The organism is Eikenella sp. HMSC061C02, assembly GCF_001809035.1.
Lineage (GTDB): Bacteria > Pseudomonadota > Gammaproteobacteria > Burkholderiales > Neisseriaceae > Eikenella > Eikenella corrodens.
In genome coordinates, this window is sequence record NZ_KV795515.1 from 1 (window position 1) to 4,388 (window position 4,388).

Annotated in this window: 9 protein-coding genes; 2 read left to right on the forward strand and 7 right to left on the reverse strand. The window is 48.7% G+C overall.

Going from position 1 to position 4,388, the window contains the following annotated elements; all coding sequences use genetic code 11:
* From HMPREF2541_RS11790 to HMPREF2541_RS01665, 7 genes are all read right to left on the reverse strand, one after another.
* A partial coding sequence (locus HMPREF2541_RS11790) for a hypothetical protein (protein ID WP_141744164.1) occupies nt 1-545 on the reverse strand: 545 nt, incomplete at its 3' end.
* Nucleotides 546-621: 76 nt separating this feature from the next.
* Nucleotides 622-897, reverse strand: coding sequence for a hypothetical protein (locus HMPREF2541_RS01650; RefSeq protein WP_064103408.1), 276 nt, complete (start codon nt 895-897; stop codon nt 622-624).
* A 10-nt stretch (nt 898-907) separates the two neighbouring features.
* Nucleotides 908-1,111 carry a major capsid protein gene (locus tag HMPREF2541_RS11795; protein ID WP_141744165.1) on the reverse strand — a complete coding sequence of 68 codons (204 nt, stop codon included), beginning with the start codon at nt 1,109-1,111 and terminating at the stop codon, nt 908-910.
* 198 nt (nt 1,112-1,309) lie between these two features.
* Nucleotides 1,310-1,576, reverse strand: coding sequence for a hypothetical protein (locus HMPREF2541_RS01655; RefSeq protein ID WP_064103410.1), 267 nt, complete (start codon nt 1,574-1,576; stop codon nt 1,310-1,312).
* A 12-nt stretch (nt 1,577-1,588) separates the two neighbouring features.
* Nucleotides 1,589-2,665, reverse strand: coding sequence for a rolling circle replication-associated protein (locus HMPREF2541_RS01660; RefSeq protein WP_141744166.1), 1,077 nt, complete (start codon nt 2,663-2,665; stop codon nt 1,589-1,591).
* Nucleotides 2,662-2,883 carry a hypothetical protein gene (locus tag HMPREF2541_RS11800; protein WP_141744167.1) on the reverse strand — a complete coding sequence of 74 codons (222 nt, stop codon included), beginning with the start codon at nt 2,881-2,883 and terminating at the stop codon, nt 2,662-2,664. Before HMPREF2541_RS11800 ends, HMPREF2541_RS01660 begins: the two co-directional genes overlap by 4 nt.
* Nucleotides 2,876-3,130 (reverse strand): hypothetical protein, encoded by a 255-nt coding sequence (locus HMPREF2541_RS01665; RefSeq protein ID WP_070541386.1) that lies wholly within the window; start codon nt 3,128-3,130, stop codon nt 2,876-2,878. The genes HMPREF2541_RS11800 and HMPREF2541_RS01665 overlap by 8 nt, the downstream gene beginning before the upstream one ends.
* Nucleotides 3,131-3,498: 368 nt before the next feature.
* Here HMPREF2541_RS01665 and HMPREF2541_RS01675 point away from each other — a divergent pair, with 368 nt between their 5' ends.
* Complete coding sequence (locus HMPREF2541_RS01675) at nt 3,499-3,912, forward strand: energy transducer TonB (RefSeq protein WP_070541388.1); 414 nt, start codon at nt 3,499-3,501, stop codon at nt 3,910-3,912.
* 133 nt (nt 3,913-4,045) lie between these two features.
* Nucleotides 4,046-4,375 (forward strand): hypothetical protein, encoded by a 330-nt coding sequence (locus HMPREF2541_RS11485; RefSeq protein WP_083296746.1) that lies wholly within the window; start codon nt 4,046-4,048, stop codon nt 4,373-4,375.
* The last annotated feature ends 13 nt before the right edge of the window (nt 4,376-4,388 follow it).

Here is a 4,388-nt window from a genome sequence, read left to right on the forward strand (position 1 = left end):
TTGCCATCATCATGCTTTGGCTGTTTGCCATCATTCGGAGGAGGTTGTTTAGGTTCTTTCTGTTCGGGCTGTTTAGGCTGTTCTTCGCAAGGAACGCGGTTCGGGGAAACCTGAACAAAATAGCCAGGATGCCAACAAGATGTGCCATATTTGGGAACAAAACCATCACCCTGCAATTTACAAGCTTCTTCAATCGTTCTTACGCGTTTATCATTTACAGAAAAACATTGATTGCTAGGAGGTTGTTTAGGGGTTTTATCGCCTTCTGGCGGGTTATCAGTTTTTGGCTGTTTGCCCTCATCATTATGTTTTTCACAGGGTGAAACATCGCCATTCTTAAAACAAGCGCGCCCATTCTCATCTTTGTATTTATCTGGTAATTCGCAATCCCGAACAGTACCAGCGTAATACTCATAAAACTGACATTGCTTATTCGCACCATCTTCAGAACAGGTAAACGAAATTTTGCCATCCCCACAAACAGGCAAAGCAAGAGAAAAAACGGGCATAAAGCATAAAGCCAGCCCGATTAGAAAACGTTTCATAATAGCCCCTAGTAACGAAACAGAATCAAGCCGACAAAGACCATGACAAAAACACCCATTGCATAATATTGGTCTATCATCTCAAAATCCGCCTGATTACAACGATGCCCCAAGCAGCAACAAGGGGAATCAGTAAATACAGTCCAAGCTGCACCCCATCCTTGAAATTCTGTGCAGGGTCGCAAGAAGGTAAGGCGGCTTGCAGCTTGGTACCTTGGAAATACCAGCCATCCGCCTGGCGGGTAGGCTGATAAAGGGCTTTGCCGTCCACATAGGGGACGACCTTGGAATAGTAGACGTCTTCCGCTTGTTGACGGTTGTCATAGCAAAGATTGCCGACGGCATAGCCCATGCTGCACCCCTTAGCGCAAAATCTTCACAATCAGGGTAATGGCGAACAAGCCGGCGATGGCGATTACTACATAACCGCCAACTGTCAGCGCATCTGCGCCAGCCGCTTCGATACCTTCTTTCACGCCAGTAGGTACAGCCGCATAGGCTTGGCTGCCTAATGCAGCGAGAGAAGTGCCGACAAGTGCCAATTTAGAAGTTCTAGATTTGAACATGGTAAGTCCTTTATAGATGTTTCGCGTTCGCATTGCGTGTACGCTATACCGCTTCCACGCATTGCGTTCGCGTGCCCCTTACGGGGCAGGCTGCGCCGCTGGAAAACAGGGATTTGGTCGGCGGCGTTGCGACCAAATAGGGAAATGGTGGGAGTGTTTACAGGGCTAGAAGGCACACCCCCAAAGCCTTAGAAATGGCTAACAGGTTTCATCCTGATAAAACACATAATCCTTATAAGCCCCTACTTGTACCTTGATTGTTACGACCTGATCGCGTTTGTACTGGTCGTACAACGCGGGATTCTTGGTACGAACAGAAAGCACTTGAGTGCCACTGTTCTCATTACGAATCAATAAGCCGACATGATCGCTTACTGTTTCGGTGCCATCATCACGGCGGCGGCGTTTCTGGAAAACGCGGTCAAACAAACCAACAACATAAAAGCCCTGTTTCATTTCAGACATAAAAGCCCCTTTCTATGCAGCCAATGGCTGCGAAGTTTGCAGAAAATCGCCAAATGCCAAGATTTGGCGGCGGTTGAGGAATGCCCATTTACTACCGATTGCATCCCGTAAAAAATCGTCATAGTCGTCCGCATCCATGCGATGGGGCAGAATGCGCCCACGCCGTAAACTGGACTGTTTCAAATAATCTTTGACCATCAAAAACCATTGCTTCAGGCATTCGCGCCAATGCCGAGAACCAGCCGACACAAAGGAAAAGCAGCTATTCGCGCGTTTCCATTTCTGCGCCTTGTCCATAGAGCAGCGAACCAAGCGGAAACCCTTATGCTCAGGCTTACGCGCCGCCAAGGATTTGCCCACATACTTCGCCACATAGGCAGCGATGCCCTTCGCCCCGCCTTTGATGGGTACCACCTGAAAACGCCCGAATCCGTAAGCCGGCAGACGCTCGCGCCACAGCTTCCACAAGGCACGCAGCCGAGGGCTGGCGCTTGAGTAATCGCCGTTTGCAACCGCCTGAAAATCAAATCCCGTGCGGCAGTCAAAACCGAGATTGACAACAAAATGGAAGTGAATACGACCTGACTTGTGCAGCTCGAATACACCCACATAGCCGTCAATCTGATGCCGCAGGAAATTGCTATTCATGCTGTTGAAACGGCGCGATGCTTCGCGCGGGTCGGTTACATGGTCGGGAAAAGTGAGAGTGACGAAAGCGCAGTTGTCGATACCGTAGGCATCAATCAAACCATGGATGTTCATTTCCAACGCAGCAGCAGACTTTCTGCCACTGGTTGAAAATTCCTGCGTTTCTTGGTGTGAAAAATCGTGGAAATAAACGGGGGGAACTTGTTCAGAAATTGAATTGTTACTATTAAGACAAGGAAGGGTCGCTGCGCTTCCTGCGGAAGCTTCGCGCCCCCCTGCAATAGCTACCGCGCAGGCATCACAAACGCGGCTGTCGGCAGCAAAGTGCATCAAATCGCGATAAGTATCGCATTCGATACAGCGGCGGCGGTTCAGCATATAACTGCCGTTGGCACTTATATGCTTCACCTTGCCTGTTTGGCGGTAGAGCGGGGCGGTCATGGCAGTAACCCCGTTTCGATAAAGCGCTGCCCTTCGAGACGGGCGCAGCAATAGCCATAATCGCGCCCGATGGCTTTACCATCTAGCCCGATTATCGGCTGCTGCAATGGGTAGGATAGGAAAATGCTGCCGCCAACGGGATAGCCGCTGTCGTAGCAGACTAAGTGCCATTCGTCCCCGTAGAGACAAACGGAAACGGAGCGGTCAGCCTTAGCCATTGCCGCCCCCGATAAAGTTGTGCCCCATCATGCAGGCTTGTTCAAAGCCTACATCGAAGGTCGCGCCCTTGTGATTAACCCATTCGGAAGGGAAGAAGGTGGAAAAACAAACCCTGCCGTCTTCTTTGAAGACGACCTCGTAGCCCTCGATATCATCGAGTGCTACGGGGAAGAGGTGGGAGTCGGTGCGTTTGCGGGTGGTATTGCTGATTTCGAAAGTTCGGAGAGTGCTAGAGGAGGAAGTCATTTGATAGCCCTTTTGTTGTCAAAAAATCACATACACAAATAAATTGTTATTTGTATACATGCCAACATTAAGGCAAACATACACAAATATACATGCCAACGCAACAACTAAATGCATGTATACATGCGTTTGAGCTACTAAAATACAAAAATACAACAACCGCTAGAGATAACCATGCAAAACTACATGACAAACCTAAGAATCAACGACACCGAAAAAGAACTAATCAGGAAGGTGTCCATCGACACCAATAGAAAACTGGTGAACCTTGGGAAAATGCCACTTAAAGAAAGCGAACTAGTACACGTAATCTTGCAGAAAGCACTCAAGAGAACCCAGATAGATGAAGAAGGAAATATAGAAATAGTATGAAAATTAAAATAATGCTGGCTGCCTTAATCCTGCTGGCCGCAGGCTGCACCCAGCAGGAAGCGCAGAACGCCTACCGCCAAAGTGCCCAATCCGTAACCGAAGGCATTCAGGAATTCACGTTCAGCGGCAAAAGCCGAGAAGCAGAGCCGATAGGTGCTATTCAGGCTGAATACCCTGAATCGGCACGATATCAGGGGCAGGAAGGTACGGTTTGGCTGGTGGTAAAAACCAATGTGCTCACCGGCCCACCGCAAGAAGTGAAGCTGGGCAGGACGAGCGGTTTCAAATCATTGGATGATGCGGCGATTGCGGCAGCCAAGCGCCACCGTTTCCGCCCGGCACTGTCGGCAGCAGGAATGATGATTGAATCTGAAATCGACGTGCCCGTAGATTTCTACCTGCAACATTAGGCTACCTGAAAAAGGCTACCTGAAAACTCTTTCAGGTAGCCTTTTTGACTACTTCGCAAACGCTAACTCTTAAACATCCGCGCATTAAACGGCATAATAACAAACTATTATTTCATAATACTTTGTTATTATTATGTTTAATGCTTCGCAGTGGCTGGACTTGTATAAATTCCATGCCTGCATTTATTCGGACTATCAACTAGCCAAACGCTGGAAGGTGGCGCCGTCCTATATTTGCCAATATAGAACGGCGCGGCTGCGACTGCCTTTAGCTTGCATCTTGGAAATCGCGGAAACGGTCGGCGTTGAACCCTTGGAAATCATTGCTGCGCTGGAGTATCCGCGAGCAAAAGAAAATCATCAGGCACGAATTAAGCGGGCTTATTTCGATTCCTTGCTAAAAACCATTGTGGACAGAATGGGCGCACATGATCCGGGCGGATATGTGCGCTATAAACGGTAGTTCGTATAATGTA

Coding starts and splice junctions, on each gene's coding strand:
- HMPREF2541_RS01675 (WP_070541388.1), top strand. CDS start 3,499: ATGAAAATTAAAATAATGCTGGCTGCCTTAATCCTGCTGGCCGCAGGC.
- HMPREF2541_RS11800 (WP_141744167.1), bottom strand. CDS start 2,883: ATGGCTAAGGCTGACCGCTCCGTTTCCGTTTGTCTCTACGGGGACGAA.
- HMPREF2541_RS01655 (WP_064103410.1), bottom strand. CDS start 1,576: ATGTCTGAAATGAAACAGGGCTTTTATGTTGTTGGTTTGTTTGACCGC.
- HMPREF2541_RS11485 (WP_083296746.1), top strand. CDS start 4,046: ATGTTTAATGCTTCGCAGTGGCTGGACTTGTATAAATTCCATGCCTGC.
- HMPREF2541_RS01650 (WP_064103408.1), bottom strand. CDS start 897: ATGGGCTATGCCGTCGGCAATCTTTGCTATGACAACCGTCAACAAGCG.
- HMPREF2541_RS01665 (WP_070541386.1), bottom strand. CDS start 3,130: ATGACTTCCTCCTCTAGCACTCTCCGAACTTTCGAAATCAGCAATACC.
- HMPREF2541_RS11795 (WP_141744165.1), bottom strand. CDS start 1,111: ATGTTCAAATCTAGAACTTCTAAATTGGCACTTGTCGGCACTTCTCTC.
- HMPREF2541_RS01660 (WP_141744166.1), bottom strand. CDS start 2,665: ATGACCGCCCCGCTCTACCGCCAAACAGGCAAGGTGAAGCATATAAGT.